The sequence below is a fragment of the Microcoleus sp. S13_B4 genome (assembly GCF_036700885.1).
GTDB lineage: Bacteria > Cyanobacteriota > Cyanobacteriia > Cyanobacteriales > Microcoleaceae > Microcoleus.
The window spans coordinates 1-20,499 of sequence record NZ_JAUBPU010000029.1 but is presented as its reverse complement, the minus strand read 5'-3'; the positions used below and the strand labels follow the sequence as shown (position 1 = coordinate 20,499).

Sequence of the window (20,499 nt, the reverse complement as noted above, 5' to 3'; positions counted from 1 at the left end):
AATCATAAATTATGCACAATATTTCCCTGTTGCTTCAATACTAGCAAGGTAATGTCATCAAATACCTTTTGTTCTCCAATGAATTTCCGCAAATCATCGATGGTGGCTTCCTTAATTTGTTCGGCGCTCAAATGCCAGTTTTGAGAAAGCACTTTACAGAGTCTTTCGATACCGTAAAATTTTTTGTGTATGTTTCTAGCTTCGGGGATGCCGTCAGTATAAAGCACCACCCCGTCCCCAGGTTCTAAGTCTACTAAAACATGGCTAATCCAATCGGAAATATCCTCATCTAAGCCGAGAGGAAATCCTAAATTTATGGTGTCTATCCGCTGGATTTTACCACCTTTTCTGACCACAAGAGTTTCCTCATGTTGACCGCTAATACTAATTGTACGATCCGCATAGTTTAGCACAGCTAGTGTCATATTTTTGTCGGAGTTCATGCGCTGGACATTTTTATAAAGAGTGCGGTTGAGGGTATCTAAAAAACGCACCGGGTTGGATTCTTGCATTTCCTGAAGAGTGCGGACAGCAGCTTGAGTCATCACCATCAAAATGCCACTTTCTAACCCGTGTCCGGTGACATCACCAATGCAAATCGTGACCACCCCGTTAGTACAAAGTACGTCGTAGTAATCACCGCCTACTTCCGAGGCTGGCTCCATAAATCCGGCAATATCTAAATCTTCAATGGCTGCAAGTTCTGCGGGTTTAGGGAGAATCAACTGCTGCATTTGTTTGAGCATATCGAGTTCGGAGCTCATGCGGAGGTTTTCCGCTTTCAGGAGCTGGTTTAGAGCGGCAATTTGTTTAGTGGCTGTGGCGAGTTCAGAGGTGCGTTCTTTGACTTTATCTTCTAGAGTTTCAAAGGATTCTTGCTGTTGTCTCGCCATGCGGTTAAAAGAATTTCTTAAGGTTTCAATTTCCCAAATCCGACTGGAAGCAACGTTCTGGTTAAGAGCACCACCTGCTAAATATTCTGAAGCTTGAGCAATTTGGTTTAGGGGGCGAGTAATCCAGCTAGCGGTGAAAATACCCACTCCAACAGAGACAATGAGAGCCACAATACACAGCCAAATGGTCTGCCGGGTGTTAGCATAAATTTGCGCCATAAAGTCCGATTCAGGAACTACTACTACACTCAGCCAATTGAGGCCGTATTTGTCAGTTAGCGGAGAAACTTGGATAAATTGCCGCTCACCGTTCAGCTTAAAGTCAAGTTGAACAGTTTGATGGATGTCTTCCAAACGCTTGAAGCGATCGAGCAGATAAACCACACTTTGACGCATCAGCGGGTTGCTGCTTTCCTGTGCTTTGATCCGCTTTGTATCTTTGCCTGTTCCCACCGAAAGAGGCTGTTCTTTAACCGAGGTGGCTATTAATTCACCATGGGGTTCAATGATAAATACTTGACCAGAATTACCCACGCTTAAGGTTTCCAGGAAGTGGCGAATTTGATCTAGTCCCATCTGGCAAGTCAGCACGCCAATTAGTTTCCCTTCGGCATCATAATAGGGTAGACTCGCATTAATTTGTAGTGTACCGTAGCCAAAATTAATATAAACTTCACTCCAAGCTGCCTGTTTCTTCTCAACAACAACCCTGTAAAAAGGGCGCGTGCGAACGTCATAATTGGGCGTGGTTTTGTCAATTTTTGTCGGGTTTCCATCAGCGTCAAGGTTGTAAAATATCAAGTCGCCACCCCCAGGACTCAGTTGCTGGGCAAGTTGAGGTTGTTCAAGTCCAACCAGCCGATTTACCCAACCCACACGCAGGTACTGACCTTTTTCGTTGGCAATTCCCGCGTAACCGATCGATTTAAATTGCAGAACTTGTTTCCAAAAATAGGGTCGAGCTTGCTCCAAATCGTCAAAGTTCAACACTCCCAAAGGTACAGCATCCTGATTGATCTGATTCACCAGTGGCGGAGCTTCCAGATAGGTTTGGACCCGTTCGTAAACTCTCGCACTCACTTCATGCCGCAACTGACTAACAATATCGTTAACTATCTGCTCTCCGTTTCTGTAAGAAAGATAGCCAACGCAGCCAACAGCAGCCAAAATTTGGAGAACAAAGGGAACTACCAAGACATTGCGGAGACGGAATTTGCCCGATCTGGAGACGATCGCACTTTTTTGAGAAACCATTGTTAAAAACACTCCCAGCGGGCAGTTTTTTGTTACAAGACTTGATAATGGATATATTAAGAGCGACTAACAATGTTATCATATCAAAAACTCAACCAACATCAAAAAATCTGCGTTAATCAGCGCTCATCTGCCTCCATCAGCGGTTAAAATAAAAAAATAAATACTCAACAAAAATGCAAATTACTCAAGCCTTCCATACCGCCATACTCATCTCCAACCTAGAAAAATCCCAACACTTTTACAGCACCGTACTCAGACTGCCCAAAATAGATCGAGACTTAAAATTTCCCGGAATCTGGTATCAAATCGGCGACTTCCAGCTCCACTTAATTTTAGCTGCAACAATTATCCCAGATGCCGTAGACCATGCCAAATGGGGACGCAACCGACATCTAGCATTTTCTGTTGCTAACTTAGAGGCAGCCAAACAGCAGTTAATCGTTCACAATTGCCCGTTTCAAATGAGCGCGTCAGGTCGATCGGCATTATTTACCCAAGATCCCGACGGCAACATCATCGAACTCAGCGAGTAACAGATGAAAATCATCGCTTATTCTTACACTGAACCGCTACTGGAAGCAGCACCCGCACCGGAAATTTGGGGTCAAGAAGTCGATCGCACCTATCAAGACTTAGGAGGGCGACAACAACTGCAACAACTCCTAAAAGACTGCGAAAAAGAACCAGTCAAATACTTATTAATTCAGCGGTTTGAAGAACTAGGCGACACATTGCAGCAAGTGTGTTCGCACCTCGCCCAACTCGAAAACCTCGGCGTCGAAATCATCGTACAAGCAGAAACAGAACCGCGAAACCGCAAAAACTTGCTGCAAATACTCGCAGAAATCCAGCGCAGCCAACACAGCCGGAGTATTCGCAAAGGACACGCGCGCAACCGCATCAAATCCCGGATTCCACCGGGTAAGGCTCCCTACGGCTACCGGCGCGGCAAAGATTGTTATACGATCGATAAAACCACCGCCCCCACCGTCAAAGACTTTTTTGAACACTTTTTAATTTACGGTTCCTTGCGAGGTTCCGTGCGGTATTTAGCCAAGAAATACAACAAAAAAATCTCTGTAAGTACCGGCCGCCGCTGGCTGACAAATCCCGCCTACCGAGGCGATTTGGAATATCAAAACGGCCAAGTAATTTCTAACACCCACGTCCCGATTATTTCCCGAGAAGAAGCCGCCCAAATAGATCGGTTACTGCGCCGCAACCGCTGCCTTTCTCCTCGCAGCGCTAGCGCCCCACGTTCCCTCGCAGGTTTAGCAATTTGTGCAGAATGCAAATCGCCCATGACAGTTGCCAAAGTCACCTCCTACCACAAACAAAAAGAATACCTTTATTTGCGACCCATTAACTGTCCAAAACAGCCTAAATGTAGCGGCCTTTCCTACGATGAAGTATTGCAATTAACTATCGCCGGTATTTGTCGGGATTTACCCGATGCTGTTGCTGGGTTGCAAATGCCGAATATGAGTGGAATTAAAGCAGGAATTGTCAGGGCAATCGCATCGAAACAAGAAATCATAAAGCAACTTTCCGCCCTGATTGACAGCGGCATATTAGACACCGAAACGGCAGAGTTTAGAGCCTACAAAATCCGCACCGAAATTGCCGAACTGCAAAGCAAATTAGCGCAACTACCCCCAGTAAATTTGCGAGAAACTGCCCAAACCGTTTCCCTTCCCCAATTTTGGCTCGATTTATCAGAATCAGAACGCAGGTTTTACTTTCGAGAATTTATCGACCGCATTGAAATCGTCCGGGAAAATACCAATTGGAAACTGCAAATTATTTTCATTTTTTAAGGATTAGCTCGACGCTCATCCAGAGATCCTAGGTTAGATGCCCGACTTCTTAAAGAAGTGGGGTATTTGGGTACTCTCTTAGTTCGCTAGGAGTAGACTTCGTTTGACAAGAATCAATTTCAACCGCTGAATTATCTTTTTTAGCCTTTAGCCAATAGGCGATCATCTCTCCTTTTCCTTTAATCGTGATCGCACCTCTTTCCTCAAATAAATACCGATCTTTTAACAGTTCGTAAATAGCCGTAGTAACTTGAATATATCCCGGTAATCCTTGACATTCCATCCGAGAAGCAACATTAACAGTATCTCCCCACAAGTCATAGATAAATTTTTTAGTGCCAATTACGCCAGCAACTACGGGCCCTGTATGAATCCCAATCCGAATTTGAAATGGTTCGCCTCTGTCAGTTTGAAAATCAGTGATCGCTTCCTGCATATCCAAAGCCATATTCGCGATCGCTTTTACATGATCTGCCCTCGGCACAGGCAACCCCCCCGCTACCATATAAGCATCTCCAATTGTTTTAATTTTTTCCAAACCGTGTTTTTCAGTTAGTTGGTCAAACCTTGAAAAAATCTGGTTCAGTACATTTACCAATTCTAGAGGTAACATTCTAGCAGCAATAGACGTAAAATCGACAATATCGGCAAAAAGAACTGTTGCTGAATCAAACCTCTGGGCAGGAGAACCCTGACCCTTTTTCAAACTTTCAACAATCGCTGCTGGTAAAATATTCAGCAATAAATGATCCGACTTTGTTTGAGCAAGCCGTAAAGCTACCTCCACCCCCTGCCGTTCTTTAATTTCGTTTTGCAAACGTTCGATAAGTTCTTGGGATTGCTTCGTGTGCTCTTGAAGTAACTTTTGTTGACTTTGAATTGTTAACTGATTTGCCACTCGTGCCAATACTTCTTTACCGTGAAAAGGTTTAGTAATATAGTCAACTCCTCCCACCTCAAAAGCTTTCACCTTATCTAAAACGTCATCTAAGGCGCTTAAGAAAATCACGGGAATGGAACTGGTTTTTGGTGAAGCTTTCAACTTTGCACATACCTCATATCCATTCATGTCTGGCATCATCACGTCCAGCAAAATTAGAGTCGGCGGAAACTCCAGCACTGTCGCGATCGCCCTTTGCCCGTTCAGCGCTTTACGAACCTGATACCCTTGTTCGGTCAAGATTGTAGATAAAAGCCGCACGTTATCGGGCTTATCATCAACTACTAAAATGTTGGCTTTAATGGTAGGATATTGATTGCTGTCCATGCGAGGGTTCACGGTTGTTTTTTAAGCTCAAAGATCTTCACACTTAATAATTCGCTATCCACCAAAACGAAACAGTATAAATTTTAATTTCTCTCTTACAAAAAGAGGTTCAGCAGAAGTGGTGGGGGGTTAAGGTTAGGTCTTTTTTAAATAGGAGATGCTCCTAAGTTGAGATTAGTTGGGAACTGGTATTATCATCGTCGTAACTGCTGATTGCGCTAGCTCTATAATATCGTCAAACAGGAAATCCTCCACTAAAGTAGTTAAAACTTGTGCGGCTACAGCCAACTCTCTAGGCATTTCCTCAATCAACTTGACAATTTTATCGTCGCAACATTCATGAGCAGCATGAGATATCTTTTCTACCCACTCAAGCGGCATTTGACCGAGTTGTGCCTCGACAGATAGATTGCTAGTTCCTCCGCTAATTTCGCTTTCATTTTCTAGCGGTACATCAACAGATTCCTCGTAAATGTAACGCACTCCTAAAAGTTCTTCCATTTTCGCAAATAATATCTGTGCCTCGAAGGGTTTACGCATGAAATCATCGCATCCTGCTCCTAAAATAGTTTGTCGTTCCTCTTCAAAAACGCTAGCAGTAAGAGCAACTATTACAGTTGGTTTTCCGAGAGGATGAGCTTTAATTTTTCTGGTGGCTTCATAGCCATCCATGACAGGCATCTGCATATCCATCCAGATCAGGTGCGGTTGCCAATCCTCCCATACAGCAATAGCTTCTTCACCATCTCTAGCTTCTCGCACGAGGATGCCTAGTGGTGACAATAATCTGTCTATGACTAGGCAGTTATCGGCGCGATCGTCAACAACCAAAATCCGGTATTCGGGTTGATTCGGTGCTAAACCAATTACTTTTTTCTGCGGTTTAAGAATTTTAATCTGGGTGGGAGTGGCCAGGTTGATTTGAATATCAAATGCAAACTTACTTCCCAACTCAGGTGTACTGCTGACAGTAATATTTCCTCCCATCATTTGTACAAATTTGCGACTAATTGGTAAACCTAACCCTGTTCCCTGTTGAGATTTTTGACCTGTTTTTGTTTGCTCAAAGGGTTCAAATAACTTATTCATTTCTTCTGGGGCAATGCCAAGGCCCGTATCTTCAATTTCAAACTGAAGGCGTAACAATTTCGGGTGAATGTCATTCGCGTCTACACAATCACAGTCCCCCAAGCTTTGGGACTGATTAAAACCATTCCACCATCCGGGTTTTCTTTGTATAGCTGCGGTTTCAACCGCTAAGCTTTCGGAATGTTCACCACCCGCGCCGGCAAGTTGTATTTGCGTGTCGGAAAAGTCTGCGGTTTCAGCCCCCAAACTTTCTTCTACCTTCTTTTTAACTCGCAAAGTAACGCTACCCCTCTCTGTAAACTTGATCGCATTTCCTACAAGATTAATCAAAATTTGGCGCAATTTACCTTCGTCTCCACTAACAAAGTCCGGTACACCGTCACCCACTTCCAAATTTAGCTGCAATTTCTTAGATTTAGCTTTTAATCGAAACATTTCTTCTAAGGTTTTTAGCAAGCGCATTAAATTAAAACTGCTTTCATTAAGCTGACTTCGGCCGGCTTCAATTTTGGACATTTCCAAAATGTCATTAATCAGGGCAAGCAAGTGTTCACCCGCCCGATTAATAATTTCTAGGTGCTGTTGGTGTTGATTGTTGAGAGATGAATCGCGCACCATCACTTGACTAAATCCTAGAATGGCATTCAGAGGAGTCCGCAATTCATGGCTCATAGAAGAAAGGAATTCGCTCTTGGCGCGGTTAGCTGTATCAGCAGCTACGACAGCTTTTTGTAATGCTGTTTCTGCTAATTTGCGATCGGCAATTTCTATTTTGGCTTGTTCAAAAAGGGTGCATTGCTGGATGGCAATTGTTAGCTGCACGGAAATTTGCTTGAGAGATTCTATCTCAGAAGAGCTCCAATGCCGAGGACTGCGACAGTGATGAGCAATGAGTAGCCCCCACAGTTTTTCACCTTGCAAAAGGGGAACCACGAGGTTAGCTTTAATTTCAAACTCGCTCAGTAAATTAACGTGGCACTCTGAAATACCTGCCGTGTAAATATTGTCGATCGCGCGAATGTGTCCCTGCTCGTAAAAAGAGACGTAGCCTTCTCGAAAACAAGGGTCATTAATGTCAATTCCCAAAATAGGCATCGTACCGACGGCTACCGACTCGACGGCTACCAATCCACTCCAATCTTGGTTAAAGCGGTAAATAATAGTCCTGTCTGTGGACAAAAACTGGCGGACTTCTTCCACAGCCATTGTCATTACTTCTTCTAAGTTAAGAGAGGAACGAATTCGCTCTTGAATGGAATTCACGAGCCGCTCCCTTTTTACTTGTTGCTGCAAAGCTGCTTCCGCCTGTTTGCGAGCAGTAATATCTACTCCATAACCAACGCACTCCACAGGTATGCCAGCAGCATTTTTGACCAACTTAACTTCATCGTATATCCAGCGATAACTACCGTCTTTGTGCCGTTCGCGGTATTCGTAGGAAATCGATTCTTTTTCCAATATCTGAGCAAAAGCAGTAGCAACAATTTCTCGATCTTCGGGGTGAATGAGGCTATGCCAATCAAGGGGACCATCAACAAATTCTTGTGCTTCGTAACCAATCATTGAAACAATATTATCGCTGACAAATGTTACGTCATAATTTCCCCCTAATTTGCAGCTAAAAATCACCGCCGGAGTAGTCGCCAGCAAATATTGCAAGCGTTCGGTGACAGAGCGCAAGTTTAACTCGGCTTGTTTGCGATCGCGAGCTTCCATTGCTAAAGCTGCGATCTGCGCCACATAGCTAGCGAAGCTTTGTTCGTCGAGCGTCCAATTCCTGGTCGTTCCCTGATGTTCTAAACAAATTACACCCGCAATTTGTCCTTGATGGGTAATAGGAACATCTAGCATCGACGAAATGTTTAAAGGCGTCAAATAAGATTCGCTAAATTCAAGGGTGCGCGGATCGGTTTTGGCATCAACCACTGCGAGTACCTGTTGTGTATTCACAGCTTGGAAATAGCTAGGATAGTCAGCAACTTTCAGTTCTGCACCGACGCTGTGTTGATTGGGAGTCAGTTCGTAAATATCCGCACAGCACATTGCGGATTTATCTTCCTGATAAAACCAAACACTTGCCCGATCGACATTCAGAGTACGGGTTGCCATTTGTGTAATCTCTCTCAACGCCTCGCCGATGTTTCCCTCGTAGATACTAGAGTTTTTTGCTAATTCGAGCAAACCATTTTGTTGTTCTGTTAACCTAGTCTCTCGTTCGCGCAAAGCGGATTCAGCGGCTATTCTTTCTCGGATTTCTGCTTCTAAATAACCATTTATTTCTCTCAAGTCTGCGGTACGTTCTTGAACTTTAATTTCTAAGTCATCATAAGCGTGACGCAAGGCTAATTCTGCCTCTTCACGCACATTAATTTCACACTGCAACTTGCGATTTATTGCCTCTAATTCTTGGGGAGTTTTTAAAGATAAAAATTGTGGTAATAGTGTTACCATCTGTCCAGCAGTGAAGCAGGAAACAAGTGCAGTAATTCCTTTCTCAATCCCCGACAGCCAATAAGCGGAATGCCACAACGTCCAAATGTCTAGCAAGTGTCCCGTGCCGCAGAGAATAATAAATGCACCAAATAAAGCAAATATTCCTAAAAAAGGAACGTCGCGCCGCTTGAAGATAAAATAAATCAGCATCGCCGGAATTGAATAGTAGGCGATCGCAATTAAAAAGTCGCCTGTTACGTGCAGCCACACTAAAGGCGTTTGCCACAGATAGCAGTGACCGTGAGGCATATACTGAGTTGGAGAAAAGATATTTTTGAGTGCTTCCCACATAATATTTGCTATTTGCAGATAATGTTGATGTGAACGATGCCTAAGCTAGGGAAAAAAGTAAAATAGATTCAAAATTGTAGCTGGATGCGGAATGAGTTATTAACGCCTCAACCCAGCTCGTTCATAACAACTTGCTTGTGGGGCAGGTGGCAATCGCATTGGCAAAGTTGCGATTGCCAAGGAATTTCAATGATAAACTCCGTACCTCTGCCAACCTCGGAAGTGCAGCGCAAATAACCTTCATGGGCTTGAATAATCTGATAAGAAATCGCCAAACCCAGCCCAGTACCAGCACCGATAGGTTTCGTCGTAAAAAACGGATCGTAAATTTTAGCGATCGCATCATAATCTATGCCAGTGCCATTATCAGCAATGTGAATTTGCACCCACTTGCCATCAACTAAAAGCGTGCGGATGCGAATTGTTAGCAGGTCGCAATAGGTATATGGGTAGTGTTCAGAGAAATTATTTTCCCAATAGCCTTGAGGCGACTCTCCCTGCTGTGCCATCTGTTCTAAAGCATCAATAGCATTAGAAAAAATGTTCATAAATACTTGGTTAAGCTGTCCCGCATAGCATTCCAATAGTGGCAACTCTCCATACTCTTTAATCACTTGGATAGGCGGACGGTTTGTTTGTTCTTTTAAGCGGTGCTGCAAAATCATTAAAGTGCTATCGAGTCCTTCATGAATATTTACCTTTTTCATCTCGGCTTCGTCTAATCGGGAGAAACTTCGTAGAGATTTAACAATCTCCCTAATTCGCTCTGCTCCAATTTTGATCGAACCAAAAAGTTTTTGCAAGTCTTCTAAAATAAAATCGAGTTCTATAGTGTGAATCTTGTCGGCAATTTCCGGCGCAGGAGTGGGGTAATAAACTTGATAAGCCTTAATCAATGCCAAAATATCTTTAATGTATTCCTGTGCCGGAATCAGATTGCCATAAATGAAGTTAACAGGGTTATTGATTTCGTGAGCAACCCCAGCTACCATTTGCCCCAAAGAAGACATTTTTTCAGTTTGCACGAGTTGAGTTTGAGCGCCTTTAAGTTGTTGCAGAGTTTCCTCTAGCTGCTGAGTTCGTTCTAGCAGTTTAGCTTCCGAGTGCCGCAATGAATTTTCAGCCAAAAAGCGATCGCGATTTTCCTGTAGCAAAAGTTCATTAGTGGATTCTAAAGCTAGCGTCCTCTCCAGAACCCGTTTTTCCAGTTCCAGCATTAATTCTGAGAGTGATTCCTGAGCTTGTTTGCGATCGCCAATCTCCTTTTGTAAAGCTACATTTGCCACCGCCAATTGATCTGGACTGGGAATAGCCAAGATTTTTGGGATGAGTTCCACCAGCACTGCTGCGGTAGATAGCGAAATCAGCGCTGTAATCCCTTTAAGAAAACCAGAGAACCAATAATTAGGATGCCACAGCGTCCATATTTCCATAATATGGGTAATACCGCAGCAAATAATAAAAGAGCCAAACAGCATGAAAACCCAGTCAAAAGGCACATCTTGTCGCTTTTTGACAATATAAATCAGCGTTATCGGTATCAAAAAATAAGCGACGGCTATCAAACCATCGGACAAAATGTGTAGTCCCACTAATCCCGGCTTCCACAAGTAGCAATGACCGTGAGGAATAAAATAATTGGGAAACATTTTATGAACCATTTGCATCAAATCAACTCGGTTATTGGCTAATAATTTTAAAAAAAATTGCAAAAAATCCCAAAACCTGCTGTCACAAAAAGAAGAATTAGGCTTTTGGACTTAACACTTGTGAGGAGTAGATGCAGCGATATGAAAGTACATTTTATTAAATTAACATCAATTGAGTACATTTTAGCAAGGTCAAGTGTCACATTTTTAATTGTGGCTTCATGAGCAACTGTGACACCTGCATGACATTTTGGCTAACGAGGGCAAAAAAGTGAGTGCAGCTACCTGAAAGTTAGGCTAACCAACACACCTTGAAACTGGGTTATAAGAATCAGTGACTAGGGAGGCAACGGGGCAAGTACAAGATTTAACCGATGTCACGGATTTAACTTAACGAAGAGAACCCTTCTCAAAAACCTGGAGAGGTGGGTGCACTCTTGTAGCCTTGAAGAGTGCAGACAACTTAAATACACCCGCCCCCAACCCACCAGGCGACTCTTTATTGACAATGGTACTCTGGGCGCGAGATTTAACGGATTTGAGCAGTTATTCCCTGACAAATGTCGCGACAGGATCGTGTCGCAATCCAATAGGCGATCACTTTGGGCTTTACAGTCAATCATAAGTGATAATATCAACGATACACTTATATAGTAATTGTGACTTATGACGATAGATGAGGTACTCCAGCTAACTCGTGTCCGATCGCAAAAAGATTTATATCCCGTACAAGAAATCATACTCCGCCAAGTTTGGGAAGGAAAGACTTATACAAGCATCGCATCTACGTCTAATTACGGAGAGCATTACCTGAGAAACATCGCCTCGTCCTTGTGGCAATCTCTCTCTGAAATCTTACACACCTCTATTAGCAAATCGAATTTTCGCTCTTGTGTAGAATCACGTTCCCTGACTGCAGATGAACGAGCATTAATAGAAGAATTCACCCGCAGCCAATGCTTAGCAACACCTTTAGAATTTCCCGGTTCTCCCGTGCCCCTCGATTCGCCATTCTATATCCATCACCCGCTAATTGAAGAACTCGCCTATCGAGAGATTACTAAACCCGGAAGTGTTCTGCGGATAAAAGCTCCCAGAAAGATGGGAAAAAGTTCCCTTCTGCTAAGGATTTTAGAGCGCGCGACTTCTCTTGACTATCGAACTGTAAGTTTAGATTTTCAGCAAGCCGAGGAAGCTGTTTTAGACAACCTCGATAAATTTTTACGCTGGTTTTGTGCCAACATCAGCCGTCAACTAGAATTGCCCCCTCTATTAGATGATTATTGGGATGAAGACATGGGTAGCAAAGTAAGCTGTGCTATCTATTTACAACAATATATTTTAGACAAAATAAAGAGTCCTCTAGTCTTAGCTTTAAATGAAGTCAATAGAATTTTTGAGTATCCAAAAATTGCCAGAGAGTTTTTGCCGCTGCTACGAAGCTGGCATGAAGAAGCAAAGCGCATTGAAGTGGTGGGAAAACTGCGGTTAATCGTTCTTCACTCCACAGAAATTTATATTCCTTTAAAGCTCACTGAATCGCCTTTTAATGTCGGTTTACCGCTGCAATTGCCCTATTTTACAGAAGAGCAGATACTTGCTTTAGCCCAGCGTCACGGACTGGATTGGACAGAGGGTTCCGATGCCGATCGACTGATGGCCATGGTAGGGGGACATCCTTATCTAGTGCGGCTAGCTCTTTACCACCTCTGTCAAAACAGTTTAACGCTAGATCAGCTACTACAAGAAGCTCCCACCCTAGCCGGAATTTATAAAGATTATTTGCGGAGTTTTTGGGTGACATTGCAAGAGTATCCCGAACTTGCGGTTGCACTTAAACAAGTGGTAAAATCGGAACGCGGGGTGGAATTAGATCCGATAGTAGCTTCTAAATTAATTAGTATGGGGCTGATTCATATCGATAATAACCGCTGTACGCTGAGCTGCGAGTTGTACCGCATATATTTTGGTTCGCCCAACTTTATTTAGATCGAGGTTTGAGAGTTTATTTGCGTAATTTATATGAGAATTAAGCGCTCGCACCACATCCTCACCTCTCAATAAACTCAATAGATACTCACATTTAAATTAACCCAGAAACGGCATGACCCAGGTTACATACCAAATTGGAGGCAGTCTCGCTAGTGATGCACCTACCTATGTTGAACGACAAGCAGATATCGAACTTTATCAAGCCTTAAAACGAGGCGAGTTTTGCTACGTCCTCAACTCCCGGCAAATGGGCAAATCTTCCCTTCTCGTCCGCACCCTGCACCGACTGCAAGCAGAAGGATTTCAATGCAGCACCATTGACATGACCCGCATCGGCAGCGAAAACATTACTCCTTTACAGTGGTACAAAGGAATCGTTGGGGATTTGTGGCGTAGCTTTAATTTATTAGGACAAGTTAATTTAAAAACCTGGTGGAAAGAACAAGAAGAAGTCTCTCTCCTGCAAAGATTGAGTCAGTTTATTGAAGAGATATTATTGACCAGATTTGCGGAAGAGCGAATTGTTATATTTGTCGATGAGATTGATAGTATTCTCAGTTTAGATTTTCCGGTAGATGATTTTTTCGCCTTGATTCGTTTTTGCTACAATCAACGAGCTATCAATCCAGAATATAGCCGCATTACCTTCGCGATTTTCGGAGTAGCTACACCAAGCGATTTAATCGCCGATAAAAATCGGACACCTTTTAATATCGGACAAGCGATCGATTTGTCAGGATTTAGCTTAGAAGAAGCGCAACCATTAGCGAAAGGGGTAGAAAATGTCATAGCCAATCCGCAAGAAGTTCTCAAAGAAATCTTAGTTTGGACGGGAGGACAGCCATTTTTAACCCAAAAAATATGTGAATTAGTAGTAAAAATGGCGGGGTCAGCCCACAGCGGTGATTTAAAAATACCACCGGGAACAGAGGAATTTTTTGTCGAATCGGTGGTAGGATCGCACATCGTCAACAACTGGGAATCTCAAGATGAGCCAGAGCATCTGAAAACGATACGCGATCGCATCTTGCGAAACGAACAACGCGCAGGCAGATGGCTGGGTATTTACCAGCAGATCTTACAAGGATTTGAAGTATCAACCGATGACAGTAGCGAACACATCGAACTATTGCTATCAGGTTTAGTAGTAAAACAGCAAGGTTATTTGCACGTAAAAAACCGAATTTACGCAGAAGTATTTAATCTCGAATGGGTAGAAAAAAACTTAGGGCAACTCCGCCCTTACTCCCAAGCATTTGATGCTTGGATTGCTTCTAAACAAACAGATTATTCGCGCCTTGTGAGGGGACAAGCCTTAAAAGATGCTCAAATCTGGATGCAGGGAAAAAGTTTGAGCGATTTAGACTATCAGTTTTTAGCTGCTAGCGCCGAATTCGACAAGCAAGAAATGCAACTGACCTTAGAAGCAGAAAGGTTAAAAGAAGTCGAAAAAAATGCCAGACGGCAAAAGTGGTTTATTGCTGCACTCTCTTTAGCATTAGCGATCGCCCTCTTTCTCGGAACAGCAGCTTTTTGGCAATATCGAAGAGCTACCATAAGTGAAATCGAAGCGATCGCCACCTCCTCCGAAGCCCTCTTCACCTTAGAGCAAAAATTAGACAGCCTCATTGCCGCCATCAAAGCCAAGCGCAAACTGCAACAACTCGGCAGCGCAAATCCCGAACTAGAAAATCGCGTGCAATTATTACTAGAGCAGGCAGTTTATGGAGCGTCGGAGTTCAACCGCTTGTCAGGACAACAGGCGACACTGTTTAGATTAGCAATCAGTCCCGACGCTCAAACCATTGCCTCCTCAAGTACAGAGACAGTGGTCAAACTCTGGCAGCGAGATGGCACCCTTGTTGCCACTCTTCCCCACAACGGTGTGGTATGGAGGGTGGCTTTTAGCCCCGACAGTAAACTCCTCGCTTGCGCCAGTGAAGATGGCACAGTTAAACTTTGGCAGCAACAGGGAACGTCTTGGCAAAACCCCAAACTCTTACACACCCTTAAGGGACACAGCACCGAGTTTAACGGTGTGGCGTTCAGCCCAGATGGCGAGATTTTAGCCGCATCCGGTGAGAATAACACCGTTAAACTCTGGGACAAAAACGGCGTTTTATTAACGATTCTCGATCGCACCGATGCGGTGAGGAGCCTGAGCTTTAGCCCCAACGGGGAAATGCTCGGTAGCGGCAGTACGGAGGGTACGATCCGATTGTGGAAAAAAAACGGCCCATTCTGGGACTCCGTAAAGTTACTACGAGCGTTTCAAGGGCATAGCGCTGCCATTTGGAATGTCAAGTTCAGTCCTGACAGCGAGATATTTGCCTCCGCGAGCATGGATAAAACTGTTAAACTTTGGCGCTCCAATGCTCCCCTGGACGAAGAGTTACACCCAGGCACGTTGCTTACGTCGGGGAACCCGCCAACGCAAGTGCCTCCCCTACAAACCCTTAAGGGTCACGCATCTGGCATTGAGAGTCTAGATTTAAGTCCTGACGGTGAGATTATCGCCACAGGCAGCGACGATCGAACCATTAAATTTTGGAGCAAAGACGGTAAAGAGCTGAGAACTTTTAGAGGACATAGCAGTGCCGTGTGGGATATCAATTTCAGTCTTGACGGCACTTTCATTGCTTCGCTGGGTGTAGGAAATGATGTCAAACTTTGGCAGCCGAAAAACATTTTTTTCTTGCCCCTGCAAGGTCACGACGCTGCTCTTTATGCTGCTGCTTTCGCGGATGACGGTAAACTCGTCGCCACTGCAAGTATAGACGGCACGGTGAAACTTTGGTGCGTCGATGGCACGTTGCACAAAACGCTCAAGGAGGACACAGGAGAGCTTTGGGATTTGGCATTCAGTCCTGACGGTAAACTCATTGCCGCGGGGGGCGAAAAAACAGTTAAACTCTGGCACAAGGGTGGCAGATTCCTGAGAGAAATCAAGGCACACAACGGAATCGTTTACGGAATTACTTGGAGTCCTGACGGTAAAATTATTGCCTCCGCAAGTGCAGACGGCACGGTGAAACTCTGGCAGCCAGACGGCACTTTGCTGAGAACTCTGAAGCTAGATGGCAGCACCTTCTGGAGTGTGGCCTTTAGCCCTGATGGAAAAGCTCTAGCCGCCGTCAATAGCAGTGGCGCGATCGCGATCTGGAAGCCCGATGGCACTTTGTTGCAGGCGATTGATGCCCATCAAGCTTTGATTAAAAAAGTCAGTTTCAGTGCCGATGGCAAGATGCTCGCCTCAGCCAGTATGGATAGCACCGCCAAACTCTGGAAATTAGATCTCTCATCGACTCTTATTGACACTTCGGTTCCTCACTCTTCACAGCTCCTGCGAACGCTTAAAGGTCACACACAGGCACTGATGGGAGTTTCCTTTAGCCCGGATGGTGAGATCGTCGCTACGGCAAGTCTGGATAACACTGTGAAACTCTGGAACAAAAACGGCATCTTGCTGAGGACGCTCGCGGGGCATACAGGTATAGTGACAGGAGTTTCCTTCAGTCCCGACGGCACTTTCCTTGTTTCCGCCAGCCATGACGAAACGGCGATTTTGTGGAATGTGCAGCGCATTCTCAATACGGACCCGCTGGTGTTTGGTTGCGACTGGGTGCGGGATTATTTGCGAACAAATGCCGATGTGAAGGAGGAGGATAGACATTTGTGCGATGCAGTGGGCGATCGTGACATTCTCCGAAACAATTAACTATCCATTATGAAAGATTACTCTTACCACATTGGTGGCAGTCTCACAACTGATGCGCCTACCTATGTCGAACGACAAGCAGATATCCAACTTTATCAAGCCTTAAAACGAGGCGAGTTTTGCTACGTCCTCAACTCCCGACAAATGGGCAAATCTTCCCTTCTCGTTCGCACCCTGCACCGACTGCAAGCAGAAGGATTTCAATGCAGCGCGATCGACATGACTCGCATCGGTAGCGAAAACATTACTCCTTTACAGTGGTACAAAGGAATTGTTGGGGATTTGTGGCGCAGTTTCAATCTTGTAGGAAAAGTTAATTTAAAAAGCTGGTGGCAAGAACAAGAAGAAGTTTCTCTCCTGCAAAGATTGAGTCAATTTATTGAAGAGATTTTATTAGCGAGATTTCCTAACGAGCGAATTTTTATATTTGTCGATGAGATTGATAGTATTTTAAGCTTAGATTTTCCCGTAGATGACTTTTTCGCCTTGATTCGTTATTGTTACAACCAACGAGCCATTAATCCAGAATACAACCGAATTACCTTCGCGATTTTCGGAGTAGCTGCACCCAGCGATTTAATCGCCGATAAAAATCGGACACCTTTTAATATCGGACAAGCAGTAGATTTGCCCGGTTTTTACTTGGAAGAAGCCTCTCCTTTAGCTCAAGGGTTAGAGAGTGTAGTTAGTAATGCCGAGGCAATTATCAAATCAATATTATATTGGACTTCTGGGCAACCATTTCTGAGCCAAAAGCTGTGTCAATTGATAGTAAGAGCGACGCGAGAATCTCACAGTGACGTGCTGATAATTCCACCGGAAACTGAAGGATTTTTTGTGGAATCAGTCGTGCGATCGCACATCATCCAGAATTGGGAATCTCAAGATGAACCCGAGCATTTAAAGACGATCCGCGATCGCATTTTGAGAAATGAGCAACGTGCTGGAAGACTACTAGGCATCTATCAAAAAATCTTACAAGGAGTGGAAGTACCCACCGATGACTCGCGAGAACAGGTAGAACTATTGCTGTCTGGTTTGGTAGTAAAATACCAGGGTTTTTTACAGGTAAGAAACCCCATTTATCAAGAAGTATTTAACAAAAAATGGGTAGAAAAAAATCTCGCTTCCTTGCGTCCATACTCTCAAGCCTTTGATGCTTGGATAACTTCCAAGCAGACCGATAAATCCCGACTCTTGCGCGGAGAGGCATTGAAAAATGCTCAAGCTTGGGCCCAGGGTAAAAGTTTGAGTGACTTAGATTATCAATTTTTAGGCGCTTCTGAAGAATTAGACAGAAGAGAAATGCAGATAGGATTGGAAGCAGAACGGGCTAAAGAAATTGAAGCAAGACTAACAGAAGAACAAAAAAGATTAGCTGTAGAGAAAAAAAGTTCTAGGCGGCAAAAGTTTTTGCTTTTTGTAGTAACAATAGCATTAATTATCGCCTGTGCATTGGGGCTAGCGGTGTATTTTCAGTATCGGCAAACGGCTGTCAGCGAGATCAAAGCGATCGCCAAATCTTCCGAAGCACTATTCGCATCCAATCAAAAATTAGACGCATTCATAGAGGCAATCAGAGGAAAGCGGCAACTGCAAAAGTTAGGTGGTGTAGACCCAGAACTCGAACGCTCAGTTAAAGAAGCTCTTCATCAAGCTGTTTATGGAGCCGTTGACTATAATCATTTATCGGGGCATGACAATGTGGTTAATGATGTAACTTTCAGCCCTGATGGGGAACTCATAGCCTCAGCTTCTGCCGATAAAACGATCGATCTTTGGAAAAAAGACGGTACAAAACTAGGAATACTTCAAGGACACAACAATGCAGTTTGGGGAGTTGTATTTAACCCCAGAGGGGATCTAATTGTTTCGGGTTCTGGGGATAAAACAGTCAAACTTTGGCGCAAAAACAGTACAAATTTACCCAAAGTCAAGCCGAGTTATACCTTGTGGCAGACCTTAAAAGGACATACCGATAACGTTACACAAGTCGCGATCGCTCCTAATAATCAGATTATTTCATCTGCTTCTAAAGATAAAACCATTAAACTCTGGACTACAGACGGAAAACTACTGAGAACTCTCACCGGGCATACAGATGAAGTTGACAGCGTTGCCTTGAGTCCAGACAGTCAAATTATTGCATCTGCTTCTAAAGATAAAACTATCAAACTCTGGAATGCAGACGGTCAACTGATAAGAACCCTGACGGGACATACGGATAGAGTCAAGAATGTTGCCTTTAGCCCTCAAGGAAATCTCATCGCCTCGGCGAGTTGGGATAAAACGGTCAAACTTTGGCATCTTGATGGAACTTTAGTCAAAACCCTAACTGGACACAGCGATGCCGTGACCAAAATCGCTTTTAACCCTCAAGGTGGTTTGCTTGCCTCGGGAAGTCTAGACAGAACAGTCAAACTGTGGCAGCTTGACGGGACTCTGGTAAAAACCCTTCTAGTCGCGAAGGATGTCGTCTCTGGATTGGCTTGGAGTCCTGACGGGAAAATCTTCGCCTCATCCAGTTGGGATGGCCCGATCGCACTCTGGAAGCTTGATGACAGTTTGCTCAAGACTCTTAACGGACATCAAGCATCGATTTACACCATAAAATTTAGTCCTGATGGTAAGACAATTGCCACCGCTAGTCGTGACAATACTGTTAAACTTTGGCGACTTGATGGTAGCTTAATTCGCACTTTCCCCAAACAAGCAGATAAAGTTTTCGGAGTTGATTTTAGCCCAAAGGGAGACACTATTGCTACAGGTGGTTATGACAGCACTGTTCGATTGTGGCGACTAGATGGAACCTTAATCAAGACTTTTACTGGACACCAAGGTAGAGTTTTCGCGGTTGATTTTCATCCAGATGGGCAGTCACTCGTCTCGGTGGGTGAGGACAAAACGGTCAAAGTTTGGAGTATTGACGGCACCCAATTGGCAACTCTCAAAGGGCATACCGATCACATTAACGGAGTTGCCTTTAGTCCCGATGGAAAGCTCATTGGCTCTGGTAGTGTGGACGGCACTGTCAAACTTTGGCAGTGGGATAATGCGATCGCATTTGGAAAGCCCAGCTACAAGCTTCTACACACTTTAACAAGCCATCGCCGTCAGGTGGCTGGAGTGGCATTTAGCCCTAATGGCAAGACTCTCGCTTCAGCAGGTATGGATAGTATGGTGAGACTTTGGCGGTTGGATGGTACAGAAATTAGAGCCTTAAAGGGACACAAAAATGGGGTATTCGGCGTGGCATTTAGCCCCGATGGCAAGACTCTCGCTTCAGCAAGTTTTGACGGCACTGTTAAACTTTGGAGGTACGATGGTCAAGAGCTTGAAACCTTAAAAGGACATAGCGATGGGGTGTTCGGAGTGACATTTAGCCCTGATGGAAAGTTCCTCGCCTCAGCCAGTCAGGATACTACAGCAATTGTGTGGAAGTTAGAGCGAATTTTCCAGCTCGATTTTCTCCAGTATGGATGCGACTGGGTGCAGGATTATTTGCGAACGAATGCTGATGTGAAGGAGGAGGATAGACATTTGTGCGATCGAGTAAAAATCAGGTAGGAGGCAGAAGGATCAATAATATTATTCCTTCTGGTAGGATAGACAAACAGAATAATATCAAGTCTGCTTTATTAGGAATAATTGCTTAATATCTGTGGCGACAGCATCAGAAAATTAGATAACATTTCTCTGGCTTAGCTACTTTTTATTGCTATCTCCTTTAATACTAAATCCGGCTTAACTACTCCCTTTATCTCTCAGTCCGCAGAGGCGGAGTTCGATTGTTTAGTAGCGGTTGAAACCGCCGAATGATACGCAGAATGATAAAGGGAGTAGCCAACCTGGATTTGGTATAATAACTACAGAGTAATGAAATCGCTAGCGGTGAGAATACCGGGCGTAATATTGTTAAGCTTCGCCAACAATTGATTGGTGTCCGTCACAGTAATCACAGTCTGATTGTTGGTAGAAGTGATGCTGAGTTGAGTGAAACTCAAACCCGGATTCAACCCTATTAAATCCTCGC

At 44.1% G+C, this 20,499-nt stretch carries 9 protein-coding genes; 5 read left to right on the top strand and 4 right to left on the bottom strand.

The window, feature by feature from the left end; genetic code table 11:
* Positions 1-2 precede the first annotated feature (2 nt).
* A complete protein-coding gene (locus QT994_RS16320) occupies positions 3-2,147 on the bottom strand; it encodes a SpoIIE family protein phosphatase (RefSeq protein WP_333176168.1) in 2,145 nt (714 codons plus the stop codon).
* A 176-nt stretch (positions 2,148-2,323) separates the two neighbouring features.
* On the opposite strand from QT994_RS16320, the gene QT994_RS16315 reads away from it, so the two are divergent.
* Both QT994_RS16315 and QT994_RS16310 read left to right on the top strand, forming a co-directional pair.
* On the top strand, positions 2,324-2,683 hold the full coding sequence (locus QT994_RS16315) for a VOC family protein (RefSeq protein WP_333176167.1): 360 nt from the start codon (positions 2,324-2,326) through the stop codon (positions 2,681-2,683).
* 3 nt (positions 2,684-2,686) lie between these two features.
* Entirely contained in the window at positions 2,687-3,967 is a 1,281-nt protein-coding gene (locus QT994_RS16310) for a recombinase family protein (protein ID WP_333176165.1), read from the top strand.
* Between the two features lie 49 nt (positions 3,968-4,016).
* On the opposite strand, the gene QT994_RS16305 is transcribed toward QT994_RS16310, so the two are convergent.
* From QT994_RS16305 to QT994_RS16295, 3 genes are all read right to left on the bottom strand, one after another.
* Positions 4,017-5,234 carry an adenylate/guanylate cyclase domain-containing protein gene (locus QT994_RS16305; protein WP_333176163.1) on the bottom strand — a complete coding sequence of 406 codons (1,218 nt, stop codon included), beginning with the start codon at positions 5,232-5,234 and terminating at the stop codon, positions 4,017-4,019.
* 174 nt (positions 5,235-5,408) lie between these two features.
* Positions 5,409-9,107, bottom strand: a complete 3,699-nt coding sequence (locus QT994_RS16300; RefSeq protein WP_333176161.1) for a GAF domain-containing protein — start codon at positions 9,105-9,107, stop codon at positions 5,409-5,411.
* Positions 9,108-9,214: 107 nt separating this feature from the next.
* On the bottom strand, positions 9,215-10,774 hold the full coding sequence (locus QT994_RS16295; RefSeq protein WP_333176225.1) for an ATP-binding protein: 1,560 nt from the start codon (positions 10,772-10,774) through the stop codon (positions 9,215-9,217).
* Between the two features lie 648 nt (positions 10,775-11,422).
* On the opposite strand from QT994_RS16295, the gene QT994_RS16290 reads away from it, so the two are divergent.
* The 3 genes from QT994_RS16290 to QT994_RS16280 all read left to right on the top strand — a co-directional run bounded on the left by QT994_RS16290 (position 11,423) and on the right by QT994_RS16280 (position 20,033).
* Positions 11,423-12,745, top strand: coding sequence for an AAA-like domain-containing protein (locus QT994_RS16290; RefSeq protein WP_333176159.1), 1,323 nt, complete (start codon positions 11,423-11,425; stop codon positions 12,743-12,745).
* 115 nt (positions 12,746-12,860) lie between these two features.
* Entirely contained in the window at positions 12,861-16,466 is a 3,606-nt protein-coding gene (locus QT994_RS16285) for an AAA-like domain-containing protein (RefSeq protein ID WP_333176157.1), read from the top strand.
* A 9-nt stretch (positions 16,467-16,475) separates the two neighbouring features.
* A complete protein-coding gene (locus QT994_RS16280) occupies positions 16,476-20,033 on the top strand; it encodes a WD40 domain-containing protein (RefSeq protein WP_333176155.1) in 3,558 nt (1,185 codons plus the stop codon).
* Positions 20,034-20,499 lie beyond the last annotated feature (466 nt).

What these genes read in the sequence shown, in the direction of transcription:
- QT994_RS16320 (WP_333176168.1), bottom strand. Translation starts at nt 2,147, where the DNA reads ATGGTTTCTCAAAAAAGTGCGATCGTCTCCAGATCGGGCAAATTCCGT.
- QT994_RS16315 (WP_333176167.1), top strand. Translation starts at nt 2,324, where the DNA reads ATGCAAATTACTCAAGCCTTCCATACCGCCATACTCATCTCCAACCTA.
- QT994_RS16310 (WP_333176165.1), top strand. Translation starts at nt 2,687, where the DNA reads ATGAAAATCATCGCTTATTCTTACACTGAACCGCTACTGGAAGCAGCA.
- QT994_RS16305 (WP_333176163.1), bottom strand. Translation starts at nt 5,234, where the DNA reads ATGGACAGCAATCAATATCCTACCATTAAAGCCAACATTTTAGTAGTT.
- QT994_RS16300 (WP_333176161.1), bottom strand. Translation starts at nt 9,107, where the DNA reads ATGTGGGAAGCACTCAAAAATATCTTTTCTCCAACTCAGTATATGCCT.
- QT994_RS16295 (WP_333176225.1), bottom strand. Translation starts at nt 10,774, where the DNA reads ATGCAAATGGTTCATAAAATGTTTCCCAATTATTTTATTCCTCACGGT.
- QT994_RS16290 (WP_333176159.1), top strand. Translation starts at nt 11,423, where the DNA reads ATGACGATAGATGAGGTACTCCAGCTAACTCGTGTCCGATCGCAAAAA.
- QT994_RS16285 (WP_333176157.1), top strand. Translation starts at nt 12,861, where the DNA reads ATGACCCAGGTTACATACCAAATTGGAGGCAGTCTCGCTAGTGATGCA.
- QT994_RS16280 (WP_333176155.1), top strand. Translation starts at nt 16,476, where the DNA reads ATGAAAGATTACTCTTACCACATTGGTGGCAGTCTCACAACTGATGCG.